Here is a 21,823-nt window from a genome sequence, read left to right on the forward strand (position 1 = left end):
TTATTTCTTTATAAACTTCTTTAAATACTGTTTAGTACTATTATTTTTTACTTCAATAAAGTAAACCCCATTTTCTATATTCGAAATATCAATTTCTTTTCTGCCAAGTACAGCCTTTTCAGCATGTACTAACTGCCCTAAAGCATTAAAAATATTGATTTCAAATTCATCAGTAACATTCTCGAGTAAAAGTGTAATTTTTTCATTTGCAGGGTTTGGAAATAAACTCAATTTTTTATGAGCTATTGAATAAGACTGATTGTTCAATATATTAGCCTCAATATATTGTATTGCCGCTTCCATGTCAGGAAGTGGACCAATAGGCTCAAGTATAGTAACCATACCCTGCGGCACTCCTGTTTGCTTTAAAACTTCCCTTATCTGCTGGCTTGTTAGGTACTCCCCTCCACTTCTGTCATGATAATAAGCCTGCAAAACAGCTGCACAAGATGCTACTATAGGTGTTGCAGAACTTGTTCCGCTAAACATTGTATAATTTTGATTAAAATCACCTCCTATAGAGTATAAATTTCCATATCCGGTAGAAATAACATTTTGTCCCCACCCCTGCACATCTACTCTATTGCCATAGGTACTGAAATACATTCGCTCATGATTAGCATCAGAAGATCCTCCTCCTACTATAATAGCACCACTGTCACCTCTGTCTATATATGCCGAAAATTGTTCCAAGTCTAAATTTTGGCTTCCGTTTCCTGCTGCTGCCACTATAACAATACCGGCATCAGTAGCTGCTTTGGTTAAATCCCATGCTAACTGATTATATTCGGCAGGTACAAAGTCCTCCTGTGTAAATGCCGGCGATTGCATTTCATACATTATAATGTCTCCGGCTACCGAGTTATTTATAGCCTGTGCAATAGCAAAAAAGCGGTCATAACCATTTTGTTCTGTCCATTCGGGAAATAAAACGACTTCCTCAAGTTCATTTGCCATTCCTGTTATACCATATAAACCATTATCGGCATATGCTATACCTATAGAAGCTGTTCCATGTTCTGAATAAGCGGGGGTAACATCGGCAGAAACTGTCATTCCCTCAGCCACAGATGCATTAGTTGAGTTAAACTCCTCATGTTCAAGGTTTATACCATATTCAATATCGAAAAGTCTTATTCCTTCACCTGCGTACCCTAAATCCCACGCATATTGCATATTTACTCCCGGATCACTTTGTATATATTCCTGTGAAAGAAAATAACTAGGGGTAACAGGAAGAATATCTGTAGGCGGCTGTATTGGCGATTGCTTAGTAATTTCAACAGAATACTCTACTGCATCAAAATGTGATAATTGTTCTAATGTTTTGTCTAGCAAAGCCTCGTCTTCGTAAGAGAAAGTGATTTTATAAATCCTATCCAGCTTTTCAATTGAATTGCTGTTACCCCTTAACTTTCGAGATTGTTTTTTTAAATACTCTATATGATCTTCAGGAATTTTTATACCCTTTTCTATTACAGCATTATTTGAGATAAGAAAGGTTTGAAACTCCTCTGTAGCATGAAACTGGTTATCTTTAAAGCATACATATACTTTATAGTCCTCAGTTAAATGTGATTGCGAAAAAACATGGACAACAAAAAGCAGGAAAGTCAATAGTAACAATTTCGATTTCATCAGTAAGAAGAGTTTATATTTATAATAATCTTTCGTACAAATCTATAAAATATTAATACTACTTTAACATCTACCATTCACTAAATACCTCTTTTTTAATTATTTACATTTACAACGCTATACAGAATGTGATTTTTTATAATATGTTATTTAATGAGTCTATTTTTTTAAGAATCATTACAAACTATAATTAAGGTTAACCGACCAGCGATAATTGGCCTCTACCTTACCACCTGTTAAATCCTGACTTAGCGGTAGCATGGCATTAAGCCCAACTGAAAAATTACCCATTCCGGCTTCAATTCCCGCTTTACCAAACAGTATATTCCCTTTGGTATCTGGCAAGTTTTCACCATATTGTTTATTGGAGTCGTATACTTCGCCTGACAATCCAAGTTGCGGTACAAGGGTATATTTTGGTTGCTCTACCATATAAAACAAAGTAGCGCCATAATTCCACTGGTTACCAAACTGATACTCCTCGCTATTCTCCGTTTTAATAGCGTAATTCAGCATAGTGTTCAACCCAAAATTATTTTTTGTAATAATGTATTCCGCTGCGAGCAGGTAGTCCCAACTACCTGTTCCCAGTTGAAAACTTGGGTTTACACTGCCGTTATTTTGACCATTATAATCTCCTGTAGGCATTTTAACCCCTCCTCCTGCACGAAGTGTATGGTAATATTTAGCGGAGTCCTTCTCTGTTTTATAAACGGTATAAAGTCCCAGCAAAGTTATATCGCCCAATCCGTCTATAGTTTGTTCCCCTGTGCTTAATTCTCTGTTATGAAAATGATAGGGTGCTAAAACAGTAACCTGAAACTTTTCGGTTATCGGCACACGACCCCATAACTGAACGGTATTAAAGTTTTCATCTATCCAGGGGGAGTTATTAAAAACCCCATCTCTACTGGAATAGCTTTGGTAAAAGTACCGTACACCTATAAAGTTTTGGTTAAGCATAGAGCTAAAACCCATTCCGCCGCCACTTGCCGAGCAACCGCAAGCATCACAATCTTCAAGCATCGCTAAATATTGTTTAAAATCGTACGGTGGGTTACTCGCAAACAGGTTTTGTACTGATACTAAAACCAGTACTATTATATATTTCTTCATTTGTATCTATGTTTGATAGTAAAACAGCGGGTTATTTATATACTCCTCATCTGTAAGTGTTTTCAGGAAAGCTATAAGTGCTTCTTTTTCTTCATCAGTAAGCGGAATCCCCAATGTCCCATCTTCTGCTCTTAATTGTTCATCAAGCGTTTCAGAATCTGTCATTCCGTTCCTGTAAAAGTTCAATACAGATTCTAATGAACCAAAACGCCCGTCGTGCATGTAAGGCGCTGTCAGCTCAACATTTCTAAGGCTTGGCACTTTAAACTTGTATCTGTCCCGCTTAAAACCTGTTACTGTTTCCCTGCCCAAGTCGTTAAGGTTTGGGTTTGGTGGTAAACCGTTGTTACGGAAACTACTGTCTGTAAATATATCGGTAGCATGGCACGACGCACATTTTTGCCTGAATAATTCCAACCCCTGCATTTCCTTTTGGTTAAAATTATTTCCCGGCGGTTCGCTACGCACAAATTTGTCATACTTTGAGTTAGCCGATACCATCATTGTCATAAACTGCCCTAAAGCCTTCAATATATTACCTGATGTTATTTGTCCGCCCTCAAAAGCCTGATTAAACAACTTTACATATTCTTTATCTTGCTTTAGTTTTACAGCTATGTTCTCCAACGTTTCATCCATTTCCACAGGGTTGTGTATTGGCGCTATAGAAAGCATATCTATAGCATCGGATGCTCCGTCATAAAAATACTGCGACTGGAAAGCCATATTTTGTACCGCAGGGGCATTTCGTGTTCCTTCCTGATCATATATACCATGGCTAAACGTATGCCCGTGGTGGGTAAATGCATTTTCCTGCTCATGGCAAAAAGAGCATGAAATGGTATTATTAGCAGAAAGGCGAGTATCGTAAAACAATTTTCTACCCAGTTCAAAACCTTTCTGTGTAGGATAGTTATGCTCAATATCCTGTGCAGGAGCTGGAAAGTTTGCCGGAACAACAAAATCTAACCTTTCGTTTACTACAGCTTCATAGCCATCATCTTTATTACATGATATAAAAGACAATGCCAGTAAGCCTATCATGAAAATCTTTTTCATACTAAAATTGATTTAGAACCCTGCTCTTAACGAATATAAAGAGCAGGATTATTAAAAATTATTCATGATGGTGACCCGCTCCGTTATGAACGTGGTCTACCGTAAACATTTCAGTAGAATTATCAGCAATTTTTATAAGGTTTTCACCTCCCATAATTGCTGCTGCTGTACCTGCCTGATTTAGGTTATCGTGTAAAGAAATTTTAGTTTCACCATCCAATAACTTGTTAACATCTGTTATTAAGTGAATGCTAGGTGTTTCTCCTTCGCGTACGCGTGCAGTAGTAGGCAGTGTAAGGGTAACTTCTCTGTAATTATCTGTCTCGGTATTACTACCCTGGTGTACTTTAAATAGTAACGGCTCTGCATTTTCAGGAGAAGTAAATGTACCTTCAAAAACTACAAAACGGTAACCTGTACTCCAAGTCCATGTAAGGTCATTAGCGGCTGCTAAATCCCAGAAACTTTGCTGAGCAGTTTCCCCTTGCAGGTAACGTTGCTCATCTACACCAATACCAAATCGTACCGCTTTATAATCTCCGGCAGGTACATTTTCAAGGTGAACTGTTTTAACTTCATCTTGCTGGTTAGTAATAAAGTAACTTTCCTCTTTAGGGTATACTACTTCATTACCATCTGCATCAATAAGCACAAAATTACTTACAATGTAGTTTAGCTTATTAACCGTTAGTGCCTCATCCATTGAGTTAGTAAAAGGAACACCTAATATAAGTGAATTTCCGGCAGCGCCATTATCAAAATAGAACTCCACATCGCCATAAGTATCGCCAATTACCTCACCGGTTGCATCATCATCACTTGAACAAGAAATAAAAGCAGTTGCTATAGCTGCAAGAGCTACAGTTTTTATATAATTAAATTTCATTTTTATTAGTTTGTTTTATAGTAAATTAAAATTGATTTTTGGGTACAATACCTCCTCCAAATACTATTTTACGGAGTAATTATTGCACATAAATAACTTACACTATACCTCTAACAATTATTGAGTTATGTGTAAAAAAGTAATCTGAAAAATTTTAATTATACTAAAGCGGGAGGGTGAAAAAATGAAACTTCGGCAAGGTGAGTATATAAGTTACTATACCCTTTTATTTGCTTTTTATTATATAAAAAATTGTAGTTATCAAAAGTAAAACCGGCTATAGGCTCGTAAAATAAAACTTCTGTTTCCTGATGTAATGTTTTACCTTTAGAGATAGGTTTTTCATCTTCAGAAGCCTTTGCAAGTTCTTTCATCAAGTGACATTTACCGTTACATTTAAGTTCAGGCTCATCTTTATTTTCACAAAGTTCAGTAGCTATATACTCATAGTTTAATACATATTCCAATACCGGTAGTACAGGCTTTGCCAGCATAAATATTGCGAATATGAATATGAGTTTTTTCACACCGCAAAAATACCACTCAAAAACCACTTATGAAATAAAATAATCAATTAAAATTAAACCTTTTTGTCTATTTCATGTCTTAACACTATAAACTTTAAAAATTCAGAATTATGAGAAAGTTAATTTTAGTAGCTGCAATGCTATTTGGTTTGGCTGCTTCGGCACAACATTTTGAAGGAAGAGGTGGTGAAGGAAGAGAACAACTTAGCCCGGAACAAAGAACGGAACTTCATGTAAAGCATTTAACACTGGAGCTTGATCTAAATGACAATCAGCAAAAGGAAATAAAAAAATTACTTCTTGCAGAAAGCAAAAAAAGAGAGGCGTTTAGAGCAACTGTAAAAGCAAAAAAGGAAGACGGTAAGAAACCTACCAAAGATGAACGATTTGCAATGCAAAGCCAAAGACTGGACAACAAGATTGCAATGAAGCGAGAAATGAAAAAAATATTAACTCCTGAGCAATATGAAAAATTTGAAAAGATGGAAATGGAGCGCAAAGAAAAAATAACAAAAAGAGCAAAAAAAATTAAAAAACACCGAAGAGGCTAACTTTTTAATGTTAAAGTTTTGTGTTGTTTTAAAATTTAATTAGATTTGATTTTATTAAACACTAAACACATATTAAACAATCATGAAAAAAATAATTGCTATTCTCGTTATTATGCTTGGTTTTAGCTATGCTGCTAATGCTCAGCAGAGAGCTACAAAAGCTACGACTACACAGCAACAAGGTGTTGATGAAGCAGCTATAAAAAAAGCAGCTCTTAAAGATGTTACTGCTCTTTCTGAATTTATTGAATTATCAGAAGATCAGAAGAAAAATTTTAAAGGTTTATTTGAAAATAAGCACAGAATATTAGCTGATAAAAACTTAAGCCAAGAGCGTAAAGATATTCTTGCTGATGCTATTGAAGCTAAAATCAGAGGAAATGTTCCTCAAGACCAAGTTGCTAAACTTGATGACAACCCACAGTTAATGAATATACTTACTCACTAAGAGTAAAATTTATAAATAAAAAAAGCTCCCAAAATTGGGAGCTTTTTTTATTTAGATTAATTAGTTATTTTAATTGCTGTAATGTTTTTTCTGCTGCTTTTATAGTAAAGTCTAAATCTTCATACGTTAAAGCATCTGTAATAAACCATGTTTCGTAAGCTGACGGTGCTATATAAACTCCTTCTGCCAGCATACCATGAAAGAACTTTTTAAAGTTATCATTATCACCTTCTCCTGCTGTACTAAAATCTTTCACTTCAGTTTTACTAAAGTGTATTGAAATCATAGAACCTTTCCTATTAACAGTATAATTAACTCCCGAAGCTTCAAGTACCTCTCTTAAACCTTTTTCAAGGTAGGCAGTCTTTTTTTCCAGTCTATCATATACCTCTTCATCGGCATTTAAAGCTTTAAGCATTTCATAACCTGCTGCCATTGCCAACGGGTTACCGGATAATGTTCCTGCCTGATATACTGGTCCTGCAGGAGCAAGATAATCCATAATTTCACTACGTCCTGCAAAAGCACCTACAGGCAGCCCACCGCCAATAACTTTACCAAACGTTACAATATCAGCTTTAATGCCAAAAACTTCCTGTGCTCCGCCCTTAGCAAGCCTGAAACCTGTCATTACCTCATCAAATATCAGCAATGTATTATTAACATCACAAAGTTTGCGTAAACCTTCTAAAAAGCCCTCCTGCGGTGGTATACACCCCATATTACCGGCTACAGGTTCTATAATAATAGCGGCTATACCATCAGGATTGGCAGCGAATAAATCTTCAACGCTTTTAAGGTCGTTATAAGTAGCTAACAGGGTATCTTTTGCTGTGCCTTCGGTCACACCGGGACTGTTAGGCGTACCAAAAGTTACGGCTCCGCTACCGGCTTGTATAAGGAATGAATCAGAGTGCCCGTGATAGCAGCCTGCAAACTTTATTATTTTATCGCGCTTTGTATACCCTCTTGCTAAACGAATAGCACTCATACACGCCTCTGTACCTGAGTTTACAAAACGTATTTTATCAATATTAGGAACCATACTTACTGCCAACTCTGCTATTTTATTTTCCAACGCAGTAGGTGTACCGAATGATGTTCCTTTTTTAGCTCTTTCAATTACCGCTTCAACTACAGGTTCATATGCATGACCTAATATCATAGGTCCCCATGAGTTAATGTAATCTATTAATTTGTTGTCATCTTCATCAAAAAGATACGCTCCTTTTGCCTCTTTAATAAAAAGAGGAGTTCCGCCCACTGCCTTAAAAGCACGCACAGGTGAGTTTACCCCTCCGGGTATTACCTGCTCTGCCTCTTTAAACAGGGCACTACTTCTTTGGTATAACATTTTATTTTACTTTTAAAACCTGACCTATAGACAATGCTGTACCTGAAAGCCTGTTCAGGCGCATTAATTCATCTACTGTTAGGTTATGTTTTTTAGATATTGAGTAAAGTGTATCACCTTTTTCTACAGTATAAGTACCTGCACCTCCTGCCTGTTGTGTTTGTGCTACAGGCTGCTGTTTTACAGGGTCATCCTGTTTCGGAGTATATGATTTACCAAGCACCTCAGCATCATACTGTGCAAGGTCATAACGTTCTATAAGGCTTATAAGTTTATTAGGGTATCTTGGGTCTGTAGCGTAACCGGCAGCTTTAAGCCCGCGTGCCCAGCCTTTGTAATCATCTCTGTCCAGTTTAAATAATGAAGCATATCTTCCTCTTCCTGTTAGGAATAAAGAGTGATCCCTGTAAGAGTCCGCAGGATCATCATATTTTCTGAAACACTCCTGAGCAGCATCGTCATCATGGTATACTTTATCGCCTTCCCATCCTGTATGGCATTTTATACCAAAATGGTTATTTGCAGAAACACACAGTGTTCCCCTACCCGCACCAGACTCTAATATACCTTGCGCCAAGGTAATACTTGCCGGCACACCGTAGTTTGCCATGTTGCTTTTAGCTACTTCTTTATAGTCCATTATATACTGTTTAACAACATCAGCATATACTACTGTTTTAGAAGTAGATTCTAAGGTTTCGGATTGTTTGCTCCTTGAATCGTTACGGTTATTACCGGAACTTGCAGTACGTGTTCTGTTTCGCGAAGTATTTCTATCCTTACGGGTATTTGTTGTTTTAGTACCACTTTTCTTTCTGCTTGTGTAGGAAGAGCCACAACTTACCAGTAAACTTAAAACCACAAGGGCTAAAATCTTTCTTATCATTAATTTCAGGTTTTTATTAAAGGTAGTTTTTTTCGTTTCAATTCCCGATTCATCCCTGCAATTCCCTGCAAGCCACCGGTATGAATCATCAGGATATTAGAACTTTCGGGAAAATACCCGTTATTCACCATATCTATAACGCCAAAAACCATCTTTCCAGTATATACAGGGTCTAAGGGAACATTTGTTTCATCACGAAACTCATTTATAAAATTCACCAGTGCTTCGTTTATTTTTCCGTAGCCACCAAAGTGATAGTCCTCAATAAGCTCCCAGTTATCCTGCTTTGCAAATTTAGCAATATCAGCTGATAAAGCTGCATGTTTAAGTGCTGGAAAACCTAAAATTTTTTGGTTTGGCAAAGCACTATTTATTATACCTGAGATAGTCCCTCCTGTACCTATGGCACAGGTAATATGGGTAAATGCTTTATCCTCTTCTGTTAATATCTCTTCGCAACCCTTAACTGCCAAGTCGTTTGTTCCGCCTTCGGGCAGTAAATAAAATGCTCCGAACTGTTTATGCAATGTTTCTGTATAGTCAAGTGCTGTTTTATTTCTGTACGCTTCGCGTGATATAAATTCAAATTGCATTCCGCAATCTCTGGCAAAGCTAAGCGTAGGGTTCGCATCAATTTTATCCGCTATTTCCTCTCCCCTGATAACACCTATGGTAGCAATACCATACTCTTTTCCTGCTGCTGCTGTTGCCGCTATATGGTTTGAGTATGCCCCACCAAACGTAAGTAATGTATCAGCTTTCTGTTTTTGAGCTTCTATAACATTATACTTCAGCTTTCTAAACTTATTTCCTGATATATGCGGATGTAGTAAATCCTCACGCTTAATTGTAAGTTTTATATTATTGGGCAGGTTTAAATTTAAAAGATGGTTCATATTAGTAGCATTATCGCAAAAATAGTATAATTATTACCTAAAATCCTTTTAAAAACCCTCGTTTCAAGTTTATTTTATGTAACTTAGGTTCAATTCGATTTTTCGTAACTTTGTGCTCTATAAAACACCACAAACAAAATGAACCTTGAGCAATTGTTTAACAGTAGTCCGTTTCAGGTACAGATTTCCTTTCACAAAGTATTGGAAAAACTGGAAAAGATTGCTGCGTCTGATATAGACTACAGGTCTGATTATGCTAAAGCTTTATTGAAACATGCTTCGGAACATCCTGAAATAAGGCAAGGGATTACTGATCCTGCTGATATGGAGAAGCATAAAAGTTTAATAAAAAATCTTTTAGCAGACCTTTTTCCAACAGCTCTAAGCAGTAACGAAATAAAAGCTGCAACAATACCTTTTTACAATATAACCTTCAACTTTACTGACAGGTTTAAAGAAATACTGGACGAAGCCGGTGATAGTTTCGATATGAACATCAGGGACTTAAGCGACCATGAATTTTATGTACTTTGCTGTTGCCTGATATTAAACAAGTATTACGGTTACCATTTTGATTTTAAACGTCCGATGTTTTATGATATACCTGATGCTGCGGGAGTAATAAAGCATTACAGGATAATGTATAATGCCGATTTTATTGATATTATACCTACCGACAAGGCTATTAAAATTACTGAGGAAGACGTAAATCTTTTAATGGACAGCTTTGATAACCTTGAGCTATGGCAGGAAAAGTTCCCTGCTACAAGCTGGGTGCTAAAGGGTTTTGCTATTATGTCGCTGTTTGATGCTACTACCGAGAGTGCTATATCTAACCTTAAAACGAACTTGTTAAAAACTGATGAGTTTGACGAACTAACAAGGTCCAGTCTTGAAAATATATTTAAATCCATATATAATATCCCTGATTTAGGAATAGGTTTTACCGAAACAAATATTGAAAATAATATTTTCCAGCTTTCTCCTTTTGAAGATGTTAAGAGTTTTATTTTAAAAACAAAAAAAGAGATAAACTGTAACTCTGTATTTTGTGACGGCTCTTTAGAGAAGCTAATGGATAAACGCAAATATTTCGTAGTATCGGACATTGAGAATTTTGCTAATAAATGCCATGGAGATGCTGATTTTGCTAAACATCTATTATCTCAGGGAATAAAAAGCTGTATACTGGCTCCAGTTATTAAAAATGATAAGCTGTTTGGTATTATAGAGCTTGTTTCAACAAGACCGGGAGAGCTAAACAGTATTAATGCCAATAAGCTATCCTATATAATGCCGTTTTTAACGGATAGTATAGACAGATATTATTCTGAACTTCAAAATCAGGTAGATGCCATAATACAAAAAGAGTACACAGCCATACACCACAGTGTTTACTGGAAATTTAGGGCTGAGGCCTTGCGTCATATTAATGCACGAAACCATAAAAACTTTGCTTATAAAGAAATTGTTTTCAAAGAGATTTATCCGCTATACGGGCAAATTGATGTAAAAGGCTCTTCTACTGCAAGGAATGAATCTACTGAACAGGATTTAATAAAACAGCTAGACAGGCTGCTGGACTTATTCAGTTTTATATACAAACATGAACAATTGCCTGTAATAGAGCAGCACATGTTTGAGTTGAAGAATATGAAGACTAAAGTGCGAAAAGAGTTTAAAGCAGACTCTGAAGCTGTAATACAAAACTATATTCTTCATGAAGTACATCCGGTGTTAGAACATTTTGATACTGTGAATACTAAAATACATGAGCACATAACTGACTATTTTGATACTCTTGATGAAAGAGTAAAAATGGTATATGATAATCGTAAAGATTTTGATGAAGCACTTTCTATAATAAATAAACATCTTGCCGATGTACTGGATAAAAAACAGGCAGAAGCGCAAAAGTTCTATCCGCACTACTATGAGCGTTTTAAAACTGATGGTGTAGAACACAACTTGTACATAGGTGCATCTATAGCTCCTAAGCACCCTTACAACCCGCTTTACCTTCAAAATTTAAGGCTATGGCAGTTACAAGCTATGTGCGAAATGGAAAATGAGTATTACAAAATACGTCCTGCATTGCCATGCGAGCTTGATGTAACTTCTTTAATATTGGTATTCAGTTCCCCTATTTCTATACGTTTCAGGATGGATGAAAAACGTTTTGATGTAGACGGCACTTATAATGCCCGATATGAAGTAGTAAAAAAACGTATCGATAAGTCATTTATAAAAGATACTAAAGAGCGCATTACTGAGAAAGGTAAAATTACTATTGTATACACGCAAAAGCAGGAAGAAATTGAGTATAAACGTTACATTAAGTTCCTGCAACACAAAAAAATGCTAAGCAGTGTTATAGAACACTTTGATGTTGAAGACTTACAAGGTGTTACAGGGCTTAAAGCATTACGGGTATCTGTAGTTTATGATGCTAATATAGAATCATCTCAAACCTATAGCTACGAAGATTTATTAAAAGAGCTGGAGAGTAAATAACTCCTGCTCTTTGCTTTTTATTATTATATCAAGCTAAATGCATATACAAATGCCGCTACTGATATAATAATACCCACCATAAAAATATTATAGGTTATCCTTAATAACTTATATTTTCTATGCAATACAAGCCCAAGGAAATATAAATCTTTAATTAAAGAGTCATACAGGTATTTCCTGTCTTTCATCATTTCATTCATAGCCCAGTTGTATTCTTCCAAAGGCATTTTGTAAAAGTTCCCGAAGAACATCAGGTTTACTTTTCTTTCGTCAATGTCACTTCTTGTAAAAGTCCCTCCTGTTACTTTTGGGCGCGTAGAAAGTATCGCAAATATTATTGAGGTAACGCTAAAAAGCACTAATATCAATGTAGGTACTATAAGGTGTGAATTAGCAGGGCTATCCAGTTTTGGTATTAAAGCCGTTAATGCGACTGATATAATAATTGCGTTAACCGATATCATAATATTCGCCTTACTGTCAGCGATTTGACTAAGGCGTGTATGATTATTAAGCGTAATCCTGAACATGGTATCAATACCCCTGTCAGGACGGGTTAATTTTTCAAGTTTCTTTTTGTTTAATTTATCCTTAGATGTCTTTTCTTTAGAACTTTCAATATCATTTATAGTTTGCTGAAGTACTGCTATATTACGTTCCTTTACAGGCTGCATTTTCTCTTTGGCATAATCGGTATAAAAACGATGTTTATACATCAATATGTCTCTGTTTGCAGTAGCCCACTCCACATCAGTAAACTCTTTATCCATTGTAAGTCTCCACTCTTCTCGCAAAAGCTCTGCAAGTTTATTATAGTTTTTTTCAGCAAAATGAGAGCAATCAGCATCACGAATAATATATTCCAGTAAATTATCAGGTTTAGCCGCCAGCTTAGTTACCATTATAAGCTGAATAATTCTGGCTATTTTATCTTCCGGATAATTATTCTCTTTTAAAAACTTCTCCGCTATCAAACAGCTTTTTTCTTCATGGTCTTTACACCCTTCAGTGTAACCCGAATCGTGAAACCAAGCTGCTAAAAGTAATATCTCAGTATCTTCTTCATTAACCTCGCTTTTCTCAGCTAAAAGTTTAACACTGTTAACTACACGTAAAGTATGGTTAAAATTATGGTAGATAAAACTGGGAGATAACTTATCTTTGAATAAGCCGAATAAATAATTTTCTGCTTTTTTTACAATTGACATCTTACAAAACAAAATTAACTTATACCAAATTATGAAATTCTTTTGGGTTAAACGTACAGCAAGGGTAAATAAGTATATATTTATTGTTTGTACTGCCTTGTTGTTATTTTCCTGTGCTACTTTTCATCCGCAGTATGGAAAAGCAACAGGCCCGGCAGATAAGACTGACACCATACTCAATAGCAATAATTTACACCACCGTTTCTTTTTAATAGGTGATGCAGGTTATGCCAGCCAGCCTAACTCACAAAAACTATTATCTGTAGTTAAAAATAAAATTAAAGGAGCAGGCAAAAACACTACACTTTTATATTTAGGCGATAATATTTACCCGTTGGGTATGCCTCCTAAAAAGAAAGAAAAGAAACGTGCAGAAGCCGAAGCAAGTTTAGACAGCCAAATAGCATTTGCTGAATTATTTAACGGGCAAATTCATTTTATTCCGGGAAATCACGACTGGTACAATGGTTTAAAAGGACTGGAAGAACAGGAAGATTATATTACGGATAAGCTTGATGACAAAGATTCTTTTTTACCCGGAGATGGGTGCGGTATTGATGACGTTGAGGTTAACGACAGTATTGTACTGATAACTATAGATAGTGAATGGTTTTTGGAAGACTGGGATAACTATCCCACTATTAATGATGATTGCGATATAAAAACACGCGAAGCAATGTTTCTTGAGTTTGAGGATATACTTAAAGACAGCCAGGACAAAATTGTAATACTTGCTATGCATCACCCGCTTTTTACTAACGGAACTCACGGTGGTGAGTTTACTATTAAAAAGCAACTATATCCTATGCATTATAAAATTCCGTTACCTGTGTTGGGTTCTGTAATTGGTCTTGCACGCAAAGCCTCAGGCTATAGTACACAGGATAAACAAAGCAGGGTTTACCGCGCACTTACTGATCGTATTAAAGCACTTATACAGGGTAAGGAAAATGTTATAGTAGTATCCGGGCACGACCACAACCTGCAATACATAGAGCATGATAATATCCATCAAGTAATAAGTGGTGCAGGCTCTAAGGAAGAAGGCGCACGCGCCATATTTCCTAATGATTTTTCTTATGGCGGTTTAGGCTACGCCGTGCTCGATGTTTATAAAGATGGTACAGCAAAAGTAAATTACTTTGCCCTTAAAGGTAATGGTGAAGAAAAGATGTTCGATGTAACTATAGATTTAAAACCTGATACAGTAATAAAACAATACCCTGATAGTTTTCCTCCGTATATTGAAGCATCAGTATACCCCAAAGAATTAACCCAAAAAGGAAAAACATATAAATGGTTGTTTGGAGAACATTACCGCTCTTACTACGGTACAACTATAAAAGCTAAAACAGTTGCTATAGATACTTTATACGGCGGACTTAAACCTGTAAAAGCAGGAGGCGGGCATCAGTCTAAATCATTACGTTTAGAAGATAAAAACGGGAGGCAATACGTAATGCGAGGTCTTAAAAAAAGTGCTACACAATTTCTAGAAAAAGCTGCTTTCCAAAACCAATATATAGGCGATGAACTAGATCATACCTTTACAGAAAATTTCCTGCTGGATTTCTATACCTCATCACACCCATATGGCTCTTTTGTAGCTGATGATTTAGCCGAAAGTGTTGGCATATACCACACCAATCCAAAATTATTCTACGTACCTAAGCAAAACGCTTTGAAAGAGTATAACGAGAATTATGGCGATGAACTTTACATGATTGAAGAGCACCCGAGCAAAGAAAATAGCGACTTACTTAATTTTAGTGATGGTAGTGCTGTAAATATTGAAAGTACGCGTGAGGTACTGGAAGACCTGAGAAAAGACCGAAAATATAGGGTTGACCAAAAAGCGTATGTGAGAGCAAGACTGTTTGATATGCTGGTTGGCGACTGGGACAGGCATTCTGACCAGTGGCGCTGGACAAAATATGAAAAAAATGACTCTGTAATATACCACCCTATACCACGCGATCGTGATCAGGTTTTTGCTAAATATGGCGGTAACCTCTTACCCTTTTTAATGAAAATACCTGCTTTGCGCCACATGCGTAATTATGAGGCTGAGGTAAAAAGTATAAAATGGCTTAATAAATCAGGAAATCCTTTAGATATTGCTTTTACAGTAGAAACTACAGAGCAAGACTGGCTTGATGAGGTTACTTACCTTCAAACACATCTTACTGATGAAGCTATTGATAAAGCCTTTGAGGATTTACCTAAAGAAATTAATGACAGCGTTACTGAAGAGATTAAAACCAAACTCAAAGCACGACGTGCTGACCTTAAAAAATATGCTTTAGCATACAGAAAATTGCTACTTAAAAGGGTAATTATTACAGGGACAGATGATAAAGAAAGGTTTGAAATAACTCGAAAACCTAAAGGTATTACTGAAATTAAAGTTTACAGTCTTAAAAAAGACAAAAAACGATTTTTATTTAGTAAAACATATAGCAGAGAACAAACTAAAGAAATATGGATTTATGGTCTTGATGATGATGATGAATTTGTAGTAAAAGGGAAACCCGAAAAACCAATACTTATAAGGCTTTTAGGTGGGCAAAACCATGATATTTATAACATAGAAAACGGTAAGCGAATTAAAGTTTATGATTTTAAAAGCAAAAAAAACACATTTAATACCGACCGTAAAACAAGATTGATTTTAACGGATGATTACCAAACAAATAGTTATGATGTAAAAAAACCAAAGTACAATAATACTATGGTATACCCTTCTGCGGGATATAACCCGGATGATGGTGTTAAGTTGGGAGCATCATTAAACTATATTGTGAACAATTTTAACCGCAGACCGTACTCGCAAAAACACAAAGTAAAAGCAAACTTTTATTTTGCAACACAAGGTCTGGAATTGGAATACAGAGGTGAATTTATGAATGTTGCCTCTAAATGGAACTTTGCTTTTGATGCAAGGTTTACAAGCCCCACTTACAGTATTAATTACTTTGGCTTTGGTAATGAAAGTCCTAATTTTGATGATGATACGGGTATGGATTATAACAGGGTAAAATTGCAAACGTTTAGTGTTGCCCCTTCATTATTCAGAGAAAGCAGAAATGGTAGTTTTTTACAAATACAATCTGTTTTTGAAGCTATTGAAGTAGAGGAAACTAATAACCGCTTTATAATACAGCCCGGGACTATTAACCCTAAACTTTTTGAGCATAGGTTATACGGAGGAATTAATGCTACCTATAGCTTTGCCAACTATGATAATGTTTCTTTACCGGCACTGGGTATGGCTTTTTCATTCACAGGGGGGTGGACTGCCAGCCTTGATGAAACGGAAAGAAATTTTCCTTATGCAGAAGGGCTTATTGATTTTGTACATAATATAACATCTGATGACAAATTGGTATTCCATACCAAGCTAAAATCAAGACTTTTATTCAATAATAATTTCGAGTTTTACCAAGCAGCAACTATTGGCGGAGATAATGACCTTCGCGGATACAGAAGAGAACGTTTTACAGGTAAACAATCGTTTTATCAAAGTTCTGACCTGAGGTTTACAATTGGGCACCGAAAAACAAATATTGTTCCTATTACCTATGGTATATTAGGAGGTTATGACTATGGCAGAGTTTGGGCTGATGGAGAAAACTCAGATAAATGGCACCAAAGTGTAGGTGGCGGTATATGGTTTAACAGTATAAAAGTAATTACAGGAAAAGTATCCTATTTTCATGGTTCTGATGGGGGCAGGTTTGCTTTTGGGTTAACGTTCGGCTTTTAATTGTGATATTTTAATTTCATAAAGCAGTCCTCCTGTTCCTTTATCCTTTTCATCGGCTATAAGCAACGTATTGTTATCTTTAAAAGTAATACCCTCTTTTTCGGAATAATGCCCTAACTCATACTGCTGCATTCGGTCTTGAATAAAAGTACCGTTATAGTGCTCTATAAGCCATATTTTGTCACCGCCAAGTAATGCTATTGTTTTACCATCGGGGCTTATATCTGCTGCTGCAATAGCACATTTACGGTAAGCACCGCAACTGTTTAGTGTGGCAATACGTTTTGCAGTATAATTCCCTGCTTTATTAGGCAACTTATAAACACTAAAGTCGCCATTAAAACCTGCACTTCTGTTTTTAGTAAATAGGTAAAAGAAACCGTCTTTTTCAAAAAAGGCTTCTACATCAAAATATCGTTCTGATTTTTTAGGCGGAAACTCTTTTTGATCTTCATATTTAAATGTAATTTCATACTCGGGCTTTACCTCATCATTACGTAAATCAGCTTGGTTTACTTTATATATAACTAAATTTTTCCTGTCGTTATCATTATTACCAAAATCACCTATGTAGATGTTTCCGGAACTATCGGCAGTCATGTCTTCCCAGTCTTCATTTTCTGCACCTTCAATTTCAACAGTATGTTCTATACCTCCATTTTTTCCCAGCCTGTATATTTCATTTTTATTACCACTGTCTTCCAGCGCCCATACATCATTAGTTTTTGTAATATACTGTATGCCGGATATTTCATTTTTATCTAACTCCCCTACTACTTTTAAATACTTCCCGGTGTTATTGCACGAGCAAAAAAGAAAGGGAATAGACAATAATATATTTTTCATTTTATGTTTTCTGCGATTTTGTTATAGCAAACTTAAAGTTACAACAAAAAAGAAAAACCACCGAAAAATTCCGGTGGTTTTAAACTTAAAATACTAAACCTCTAGTTAAAAATATTGCTGTGCAATTATTTCCTTAAAATATTAAAATAATGGTGCCTCATACCATGGTGAAGAAGAACTACAGTACGGCGAGTACCCATCTTGTGTATGGACAACTACTTTCCATTTATAGCAGTAATCCGGTAAATTTTCTGATGGTATACTTATTACAGGTACATAAGCTGTACTTAAAAATACAGGAGATTGGATTACCTCAGCGTTCCCAACATCGCTTAACGGGTCTTCGCAGTCTTCAATTTGCTGTATGTGTAACTCTAAAACATAAGGCTTTTTAGTTCTTGAATAGTCGTTTCCTATATTTGCACTAAACTCCAAAACGGCATTAGATAATCCTCCGCTAACATTAGCCCGAATTGTTCCTGTTATTGATTCAAAACATTTACTATAAAGTACTGGTAAAAAAACTCCTCTGGCACTATATATTTCTTCAGCAACAATCTCATTTACTTCAAGAGCTGTTTCGGCATTTTCATAAATCGTACTGTCATCATTAGAACACGATGTAAAAAATAAACCTAAAAATAATGCTGCAAAAATCTTTTTCATTTGTCTCCTTTTGTAATTCTAATTAGTTATTATGAGACAAATTTATAAGCAGGAATTAATTAATTATTGAGTACCCGAATAAAAACGTTAAACAGCAATTTTTATTCGATAAGCTGCACTGAAGAGCCGTTACATGCTGTTAATCATGCGTTAAACATCTGTCTATTCCTTTTTTATATTGGTAAATTTATATTACTAATAATTAAGAAACTGTAACCATGAAAAAACATACTATAGGAATCTCTGCATTAATAATTTCAGCACTTTGCTTAACAGGGTGTCACGAAAAAAGTGAACATGAAAAAATGGAAGAACGTGCAGAAGCTAAAGTTGGTAAAATATATAACCATAAAATACAAGGCGAAGATATAGGAAATCACGACAATCAGTTTTTTATAAGCAGACTCAAAGAAAAAGAAGATAAAGACAAAGGAGAAGAAGACGAAAGGAATGTTAATGATATGAGTGCTCCTACAATAGCAGCAAGCGACAGCACTAACGTTAAAAAAGGCGAAATGTAAGTAGCTATTACAGAAGAAAAGAAAAATTGAATATTAATTAATAAAAACTAAAGCTATGATAACTAATGATGAAAATAAAAGAGATGATATTGATAAAGAAATCAATAGAAATGTAACTGACAAGAAAACAGCGGCTGAAGAAAGAAAAAATGAATTACCTGTGCCTGAAGATGATCCCGCACTAATAAATCCTGTGGAATTGGCAACATTCCCGGAAGAAAAAGAAACAAAGAACCCTGACCTGGAAGAAGAGCGTAGCAGCCATCTTGCTAACAGAACAAAATCAGTAAGTAACAGACCCAATATTACTAATACTGATACTAAGCCCGATGATAACGGTTTTTTATAAATCGCTAAAAAGAGAACTAATATTGAATAATTAATAAAATATTTGCTTCTTGGCTAAGAATTTAGTAAATTTAATAAAACTAAATTACAAGGTCATGACTGAATTTACATTTAATGACCGCCAAAACAATCAAAACTTTAGCGGTCAGCCCGGCCAGGAGCAAAAAAGAGTATATAGCAATACGCTATATGATGATCCGGCAACCATCAACCCAGATGAGTTAGCCACCTTTCCTAAGCAGGTAAAAGGTAATAGTGATTCACACTATCACCATCACCATGTGCACATGACATCACCTGTAAGGAACGGAAGAAATATAACACGTACTGATAACCATCCTGATAAGTATGGTTACATGTAAAAAATAAATCTAATATAAATTCTACTAAAGAGAGCTATCCGCTCTCTTTTTTTTATTTATTGCTTACAACTGTCAATAAAACCTGCTGCGTTAATCAAGCGTTAATTTAAAAGGGATTACGAGCGACAATACTTAAATTTATAAGAGATTAATCTTTAACACTAAAAATAAAATGATTGAGACATTAAAAGATACCCCTGATAATGTAGCCGGATTTAGAGCTACAGGAAAAGTAACTAAAGATGATTATAAAACAGTTATAGAGCCCCATGTAAAAGAAATTGCAAAGCAAAATAATGAGGTAAATTTTTTAATGCTGATGGATACTGATATTGAAAATTATACCGCAGGCGCAGTTTTGCAAGATATGCTTTTGGGCTTTAAAGAGCTTACAAAATGGAACAGAGTAGCTGTTGTTTCGGACTCTGAAAACCTTAAAAAAGCTGTTGATGCTTTTAGCGTCTTAGCTCCCGGCAATTATAAAGGTTTCCCTAAGGAAGAGTACATGGATGCTGTTAGTTGGGTGTCTCATTTATAAAATAATTTAAAATGAAACGTATTACCCTTTTTTTATTAATTGTAGTGGGGTGTTCTTTTCCAAAAGACCCCGAAGATTCTTTTAATAAAACAAAGGAACAAGGCTTAAAGGTGGGAGTAATAAACAACCCTCCTTATTCATACTATAAAGAGGGAAAAGCTTATGGTAAAGAAGTAAAGCTAATTGAAAGATTTACAAAAAAAGAAGGGCTGAAAATAAATTATATATCAGGCTCTGAAAGTACCTTAGTAGAAAAGCTAAAAAATTACAATATAAATGTAGTAATAGGTGGCTTTGATAATAAAACCGTGTGGAAAGAAAAAGCCGGGTTAACCACAAATTACAATAATAATGAAAACTGTTTTTTAATATCCAAAGGAGAAAATAAACTTCTGTTTAAGTTAGATAGTTTCCTTACCCAATACAGAGAAGATGGAAATTAAGCAGTTTGAACTACCAAAACATTTACAACCCGAATTAAATAGGGCAAAAAGGCTGGAATATATAACTATACTATACCAGCTTAGTGTAGTTATACTAATGTATTTAGTTATGGGGTCATCGCAAGCGATGAAAACGGCATGGCTGGAAGATGCTTTGGGTATAGTACCTTCTATAAGCTTTTTAATTGCATTAAAAATTTCAGACAAGGGTCCGGATCATAAATTTCAATATGGCTATCATAAAGTATTTAGCATTGCTTATTTAACAGGGTCAATAGCTTTATTCGGGATGGGATGTTTTTTAATAGTAGATTCAATTATCAGCTTAATAAATACCGAGCATCCTTCCATTGGCAGTATAATGCTTTTCGGTCAGCAAATATGGATGGGGTGGATAATGATAGGAGTACTTATTTATAGCGCAATACCGGCAATGATATTAGGATTTAAGAAGCTGCCAATAGCAAAAAAACTACATAATAAAATACTATATACTGATGCTGCAGCACAAAAAGCAGATTATATGACTGCGTTTGCAGCTATTGTTGGTATTATAGGTATAGGTGCAGGGTTATGGTGGGCAGATGCCTGTGCTGCTATAATAATATCAGGTTCTGTTTTAAAAGATGGCTATACTAATCTTAAAACGGCTATATTAGATTTAATGGACAGACGTCCTGTGCATATTGACAGCTCAGGAGAGGATGAATTAATAGCTAAAGTTGAAGAGTATGTAAAATCTTGGGAATGGGTTAAAGATGCAAAAAGTCGCTTTCGTGAACACGGACAGGTATATTATGGTGAAATATTTATTGTTGCAGATGGCAATTATCCTTTACCACAATATACTGAAAACAGTCTTCACGATTTAAAAAACTTTCACTGGAAATTGCATGACGTAGTAATTACAATAGTTAAACAACTGCCTGAATGGAAATAGAAATTTAATTTTTAGAAGAAAAAATGAACCTTATTGATATAATAGGCATGTTAGCTGCAATTTTTACCACAATTGCCAACGTTCCGCAAGCTGTAAAAGTTATAAAAACACGGTCTACCAAAAGCCTTTCGGTAGTTACTTACTCTATGTTATTTTTAGGCTTAACTTTATGGTTTGTATACGGAATAATAAAAAAGGATATTCCTATAATTTTTGCAAATGCAATAGCAGCAATGCTATGCGGAATAATTTTATTTATGAAAATTATAGCTATACTGCGTAAAGAAGAAAAAGAGTAAAAAAAAACACT

General features: G+C 35.4%; 22 protein-coding genes. 11 read left to right on the top strand and 11 right to left on the bottom strand.

The genetic code is table 11. The features are described from left to right. From IEW45_RS07735 to IEW45_RS07755, 5 genes are all read right to left on the bottom strand, one after another. Positions 1 to 1,638: a S8/S53 family peptidase gene (locus tag IEW45_RS07735; protein WP_188620654.1), complete on the bottom strand. Its 1,638-nt coding sequence runs from the start codon at positions 1,636 to 1,638 to the stop codon at positions 1 to 3. Between the two features lie 177 nt (positions 1,639 to 1,815). After that, positions 1,816 to 2,754: a transporter family protein gene (locus tag IEW45_RS07740; RefSeq protein WP_188620655.1), complete on the bottom strand. Its 939-nt coding sequence runs from the start codon at positions 2,752 to 2,754 to the stop codon at positions 1,816 to 1,818. 6 nt (positions 2,755 to 2,760) lie between these two features. Next, positions 2,761 to 3,813 carry a cytochrome-c peroxidase gene (locus IEW45_RS07745; RefSeq protein ID WP_188620656.1) on the bottom strand — a complete coding sequence of 351 codons (1,053 nt, stop codon included), beginning with the start codon at positions 3,811 to 3,813 and terminating at the stop codon, positions 2,761 to 2,763. 58 nt (positions 3,814 to 3,871) lie between these two features. Continuing rightward, positions 3,872 to 4,699, bottom strand: coding sequence for an MbnP family protein (locus tag IEW45_RS07750; RefSeq protein ID WP_188620657.1), 828 nt, complete (start codon positions 4,697 to 4,699; stop codon positions 3,872 to 3,874). A gap of 158 nt (positions 4,700 to 4,857) precedes the next feature. Then, a complete protein-coding gene (locus IEW45_RS07755; protein ID WP_373283175.1) occupies positions 4,858 to 5,226 on the bottom strand; it encodes a hypothetical protein in 369 nt (122 codons plus the stop codon). A gap of 110 nt (positions 5,227 to 5,336) precedes the next feature. Here IEW45_RS07755 and IEW45_RS07760 point away from each other — a divergent pair, with 110 nt between their 5' ends. Beyond that, a complete protein-coding gene (locus tag IEW45_RS07760) occupies positions 5,337 to 5,777 on the top strand; it encodes a Spy/CpxP family protein refolding chaperone (RefSeq protein ID WP_188620659.1) in 441 nt (146 codons plus the stop codon). A gap of 82 nt (positions 5,778 to 5,859) precedes the next feature. Beyond that, positions 5,860 to 6,225 carry a hypothetical protein gene (locus IEW45_RS07765; RefSeq protein ID WP_188620660.1) on the top strand — a complete coding sequence of 122 codons (366 nt, stop codon included), beginning with the start codon at positions 5,860 to 5,862 and terminating at the stop codon, positions 6,223 to 6,225. Between the two features lie 64 nt (positions 6,226 to 6,289). Here the strand turns inward: IEW45_RS07765 and hemL are convergent, their stop codons facing one another. The 3 genes from hemL to IEW45_RS07780 are packed head-to-tail and all read right to left on the bottom strand — an operon-like array spanning position 6,290 to position 9,361. Next, positions 6,290 to 7,579, bottom strand: coding sequence for a glutamate-1-semialdehyde 2,1-aminomutase (gene hemL, locus IEW45_RS07770; RefSeq protein WP_188620661.1), 1,290 nt, complete (start codon positions 7,577 to 7,579; stop codon positions 6,290 to 6,292). Between the two features lies 1 nt (position 7,580). Beyond that, entirely contained in the window at positions 7,581 to 8,465 is an 885-nt protein-coding gene (locus IEW45_RS07775; RefSeq protein ID WP_188620662.1) for a glucosaminidase domain-containing protein, read from the bottom strand. Between the two features lie 5 nt (positions 8,466 to 8,470). After that, on the bottom strand, positions 8,471 to 9,361 hold the full coding sequence (locus IEW45_RS07780; protein WP_188620663.1) for a 1-aminocyclopropane-1-carboxylate deaminase/D-cysteine desulfhydrase: 891 nt from the start codon (positions 9,359 to 9,361) through the stop codon (positions 8,471 to 8,473). 138 nt (positions 9,362 to 9,499) lie between these two features. Here IEW45_RS07780 and IEW45_RS07785 point away from each other — a divergent pair, with 138 nt between their 5' ends. Next, the gene (locus tag IEW45_RS07785; protein WP_188620664.1) at positions 9,500 to 11,875 is read left to right on the top strand and encodes a GAF domain-containing protein; all 2,376 of its coding nucleotides are present in this window, start codon (positions 9,500 to 9,502) and stop codon (positions 11,873 to 11,875) included. 23 nt (positions 11,876 to 11,898) lie between these two features. On the opposite strand, the gene IEW45_RS07790 is transcribed toward IEW45_RS07785, so the two are convergent. Next, the gene (locus tag IEW45_RS07790) at positions 11,899 to 13,083 is read right to left on the bottom strand and encodes a Pycsar system effector family protein (protein WP_188620665.1); all 1,185 of its coding nucleotides are present in this window, start codon (positions 13,081 to 13,083) and stop codon (positions 11,899 to 11,901) included. A gap of 31 nt (positions 13,084 to 13,114) precedes the next feature. On the opposite strand from IEW45_RS07790, the gene IEW45_RS07795 reads away from it, so the two are divergent. Continuing rightward, a complete protein-coding gene (locus IEW45_RS07795) occupies positions 13,115 to 16,849 on the top strand; it encodes a metallophosphoesterase (protein WP_188620666.1) in 3,735 nt (1,244 codons plus the stop codon). On the opposite strand, the gene IEW45_RS07800 is transcribed toward IEW45_RS07795, so the two are convergent. Then, the gene (locus IEW45_RS07800; protein ID WP_188620667.1) at positions 16,832 to 17,695 is read right to left on the bottom strand and encodes an NHL repeat-containing protein; all 864 of its coding nucleotides are present in this window, start codon (positions 17,693 to 17,695) and stop codon (positions 16,832 to 16,834) included. The two genes, IEW45_RS07795 and IEW45_RS07800, sit on opposite strands and share 18 nt — an antisense overlap. 141 nt (positions 17,696 to 17,836) lie before the next feature. Further along, a complete protein-coding gene (locus IEW45_RS07805) occupies positions 17,837 to 18,361 on the bottom strand; it encodes a hypothetical protein (RefSeq protein WP_188620668.1) in 525 nt (174 codons plus the stop codon). A gap of 218 nt (positions 18,362 to 18,579) precedes the next feature. On the opposite strand from IEW45_RS07805, the gene IEW45_RS07810 reads away from it, so the two are divergent. The 7 genes from IEW45_RS07810 to IEW45_RS07840 all read left to right on the top strand — a co-directional run bounded on the left by IEW45_RS07810 (position 18,580) and on the right by IEW45_RS07840 (position 21,812). Continuing rightward, the gene (locus tag IEW45_RS07810; RefSeq protein ID WP_188620669.1) at positions 18,580 to 18,882 is read left to right on the top strand and encodes a hypothetical protein; all 303 of its coding nucleotides are present in this window, start codon (positions 18,580 to 18,582) and stop codon (positions 18,880 to 18,882) included. 55 nt (positions 18,883 to 18,937) lie between these two features. Beyond that, the gene (locus IEW45_RS07815; RefSeq protein ID WP_188620670.1) at positions 18,938 to 19,231 is read left to right on the top strand and encodes a hypothetical protein; all 294 of its coding nucleotides are present in this window, start codon (positions 18,938 to 18,940) and stop codon (positions 19,229 to 19,231) included. 94 nt (positions 19,232 to 19,325) lie between these two features. Beyond that, the gene (locus IEW45_RS07820) at positions 19,326 to 19,592 is read left to right on the top strand and encodes a hypothetical protein (protein ID WP_188620671.1); all 267 of its coding nucleotides are present in this window, start codon (positions 19,326 to 19,328) and stop codon (positions 19,590 to 19,592) included. A 172-nt stretch (positions 19,593 to 19,764) separates the two neighbouring features. Further along, positions 19,765 to 20,130, top strand: a complete 366-nt coding sequence (locus tag IEW45_RS07825; RefSeq protein WP_188620672.1) for a SpoIIAA family protein — start codon at positions 19,765 to 19,767, stop codon at positions 20,128 to 20,130. An 11-nt stretch (positions 20,131 to 20,141) separates the two neighbouring features. Next, on the top strand, positions 20,142 to 20,573 hold the full coding sequence (locus IEW45_RS07830) for a transporter substrate-binding domain-containing protein (protein ID WP_188620673.1): 432 nt from the start codon (positions 20,142 to 20,144) through the stop codon (positions 20,571 to 20,573). Then, complete coding sequence (locus tag IEW45_RS07835) at positions 20,563 to 21,513, top strand: cation diffusion facilitator family transporter (RefSeq protein ID WP_188620674.1); 951 nt, start codon at positions 20,563 to 20,565, stop codon at positions 21,511 to 21,513. Before IEW45_RS07830 ends, IEW45_RS07835 begins: the two co-directional genes overlap by 11 nt. A gap of 23 nt (positions 21,514 to 21,536) precedes the next feature. Further along, positions 21,537 to 21,812 (top strand): SemiSWEET family sugar transporter, encoded by a 276-nt coding sequence (locus IEW45_RS07840; RefSeq protein ID WP_188620675.1) that lies wholly within the window; start codon positions 21,537 to 21,539, stop codon positions 21,810 to 21,812. The last annotated feature ends 11 nt before the right edge of the window (positions 21,813 to 21,823 follow it).

This window comes from Flavobacterium suaedae (assembly GCF_014642915.1).
In the GTDB taxonomy this organism is placed as follows: domain Bacteria; phylum Bacteroidota; class Bacteroidia; order Flavobacteriales; family Flavobacteriaceae; genus Flavobacterium; species Flavobacterium suaedae.

Coding starts and splice junctions, on each gene's coding strand:
- IEW45_RS07735 (WP_188620654.1), bottom strand. CDS start 1,638: ATGAAATCGAAATTGTTACTATTGACTTTCCTGCTTTTTGTTGTCCAT.
- IEW45_RS07740 (WP_188620655.1), bottom strand. CDS start 2,754: ATGAAGAAATATATAATAGTACTGGTTTTAGTATCAGTACAAAACCTG.
- IEW45_RS07745 (WP_188620656.1), bottom strand. CDS start 3,813: ATGAAAAAGATTTTCATGATAGGCTTACTGGCATTGTCTTTTATATCA.
- IEW45_RS07750 (WP_188620657.1), bottom strand. CDS start 4,699: ATGAAATTTAATTATATAAAAACTGTAGCTCTTGCAGCTATAGCAACT.
- IEW45_RS07760 (WP_188620659.1), top strand. CDS start 5,337: ATGAGAAAGTTAATTTTAGTAGCTGCAATGCTATTTGGTTTGGCTGCT.
- IEW45_RS07765 (WP_188620660.1), top strand. CDS start 5,860: ATGAAAAAAATAATTGCTATTCTCGTTATTATGCTTGGTTTTAGCTAT.
- hemL (WP_188620661.1), bottom strand. CDS start 7,579: ATGTTATACCAAAGAAGTAGTGCCCTGTTTAAAGAGGCAGAGCAGGTA.
- IEW45_RS07775 (WP_188620662.1), bottom strand. CDS start 8,465: ATGATAAGAAAGATTTTAGCCCTTGTGGTTTTAAGTTTACTGGTAAGT.
- IEW45_RS07780 (WP_188620663.1), bottom strand. CDS start 9,361: ATGAACCATCTTTTAAATTTAAACCTGCCCAATAATATAAAACTTACA.
- IEW45_RS07785 (WP_188620664.1), top strand. CDS start 9,500: ATGAACCTTGAGCAATTGTTTAACAGTAGTCCGTTTCAGGTACAGATT.
- IEW45_RS07790 (WP_188620665.1), bottom strand. CDS start 13,083: ATGTCAATTGTAAAAAAAGCAGAAAATTATTTATTCGGCTTATTCAAA.
- IEW45_RS07795 (WP_188620666.1), top strand. CDS start 13,115: ATGAAATTCTTTTGGGTTAAACGTACAGCAAGGGTAAATAAGTATATA.
- IEW45_RS07800 (WP_188620667.1), bottom strand. CDS start 17,695: ATGAAAAATATATTATTGTCTATTCCCTTTCTTTTTTGCTCGTGCAAT.
- IEW45_RS07805 (WP_188620668.1), bottom strand. CDS start 18,361: ATGAAAAAGATTTTTGCAGCATTATTTTTAGGTTTATTTTTTACATCG.
- IEW45_RS07810 (WP_188620669.1), top strand. CDS start 18,580: ATGAAAAAACATACTATAGGAATCTCTGCATTAATAATTTCAGCACTT.
- IEW45_RS07815 (WP_188620670.1), top strand. CDS start 18,938: ATGATAACTAATGATGAAAATAAAAGAGATGATATTGATAAAGAAATC.
- IEW45_RS07820 (WP_188620671.1), top strand. CDS start 19,326: ATGACTGAATTTACATTTAATGACCGCCAAAACAATCAAAACTTTAGC.
- IEW45_RS07825 (WP_188620672.1), top strand. CDS start 19,765: ATGATTGAGACATTAAAAGATACCCCTGATAATGTAGCCGGATTTAGA.
- IEW45_RS07830 (WP_188620673.1), top strand. CDS start 20,142: ATGAAACGTATTACCCTTTTTTTATTAATTGTAGTGGGGTGTTCTTTT.
- IEW45_RS07835 (WP_188620674.1), top strand. CDS start 20,563: ATGGAAATTAAGCAGTTTGAACTACCAAAACATTTACAACCCGAATTA.
- IEW45_RS07840 (WP_188620675.1), top strand. CDS start 21,537: ATGAACCTTATTGATATAATAGGCATGTTAGCTGCAATTTTTACCACA.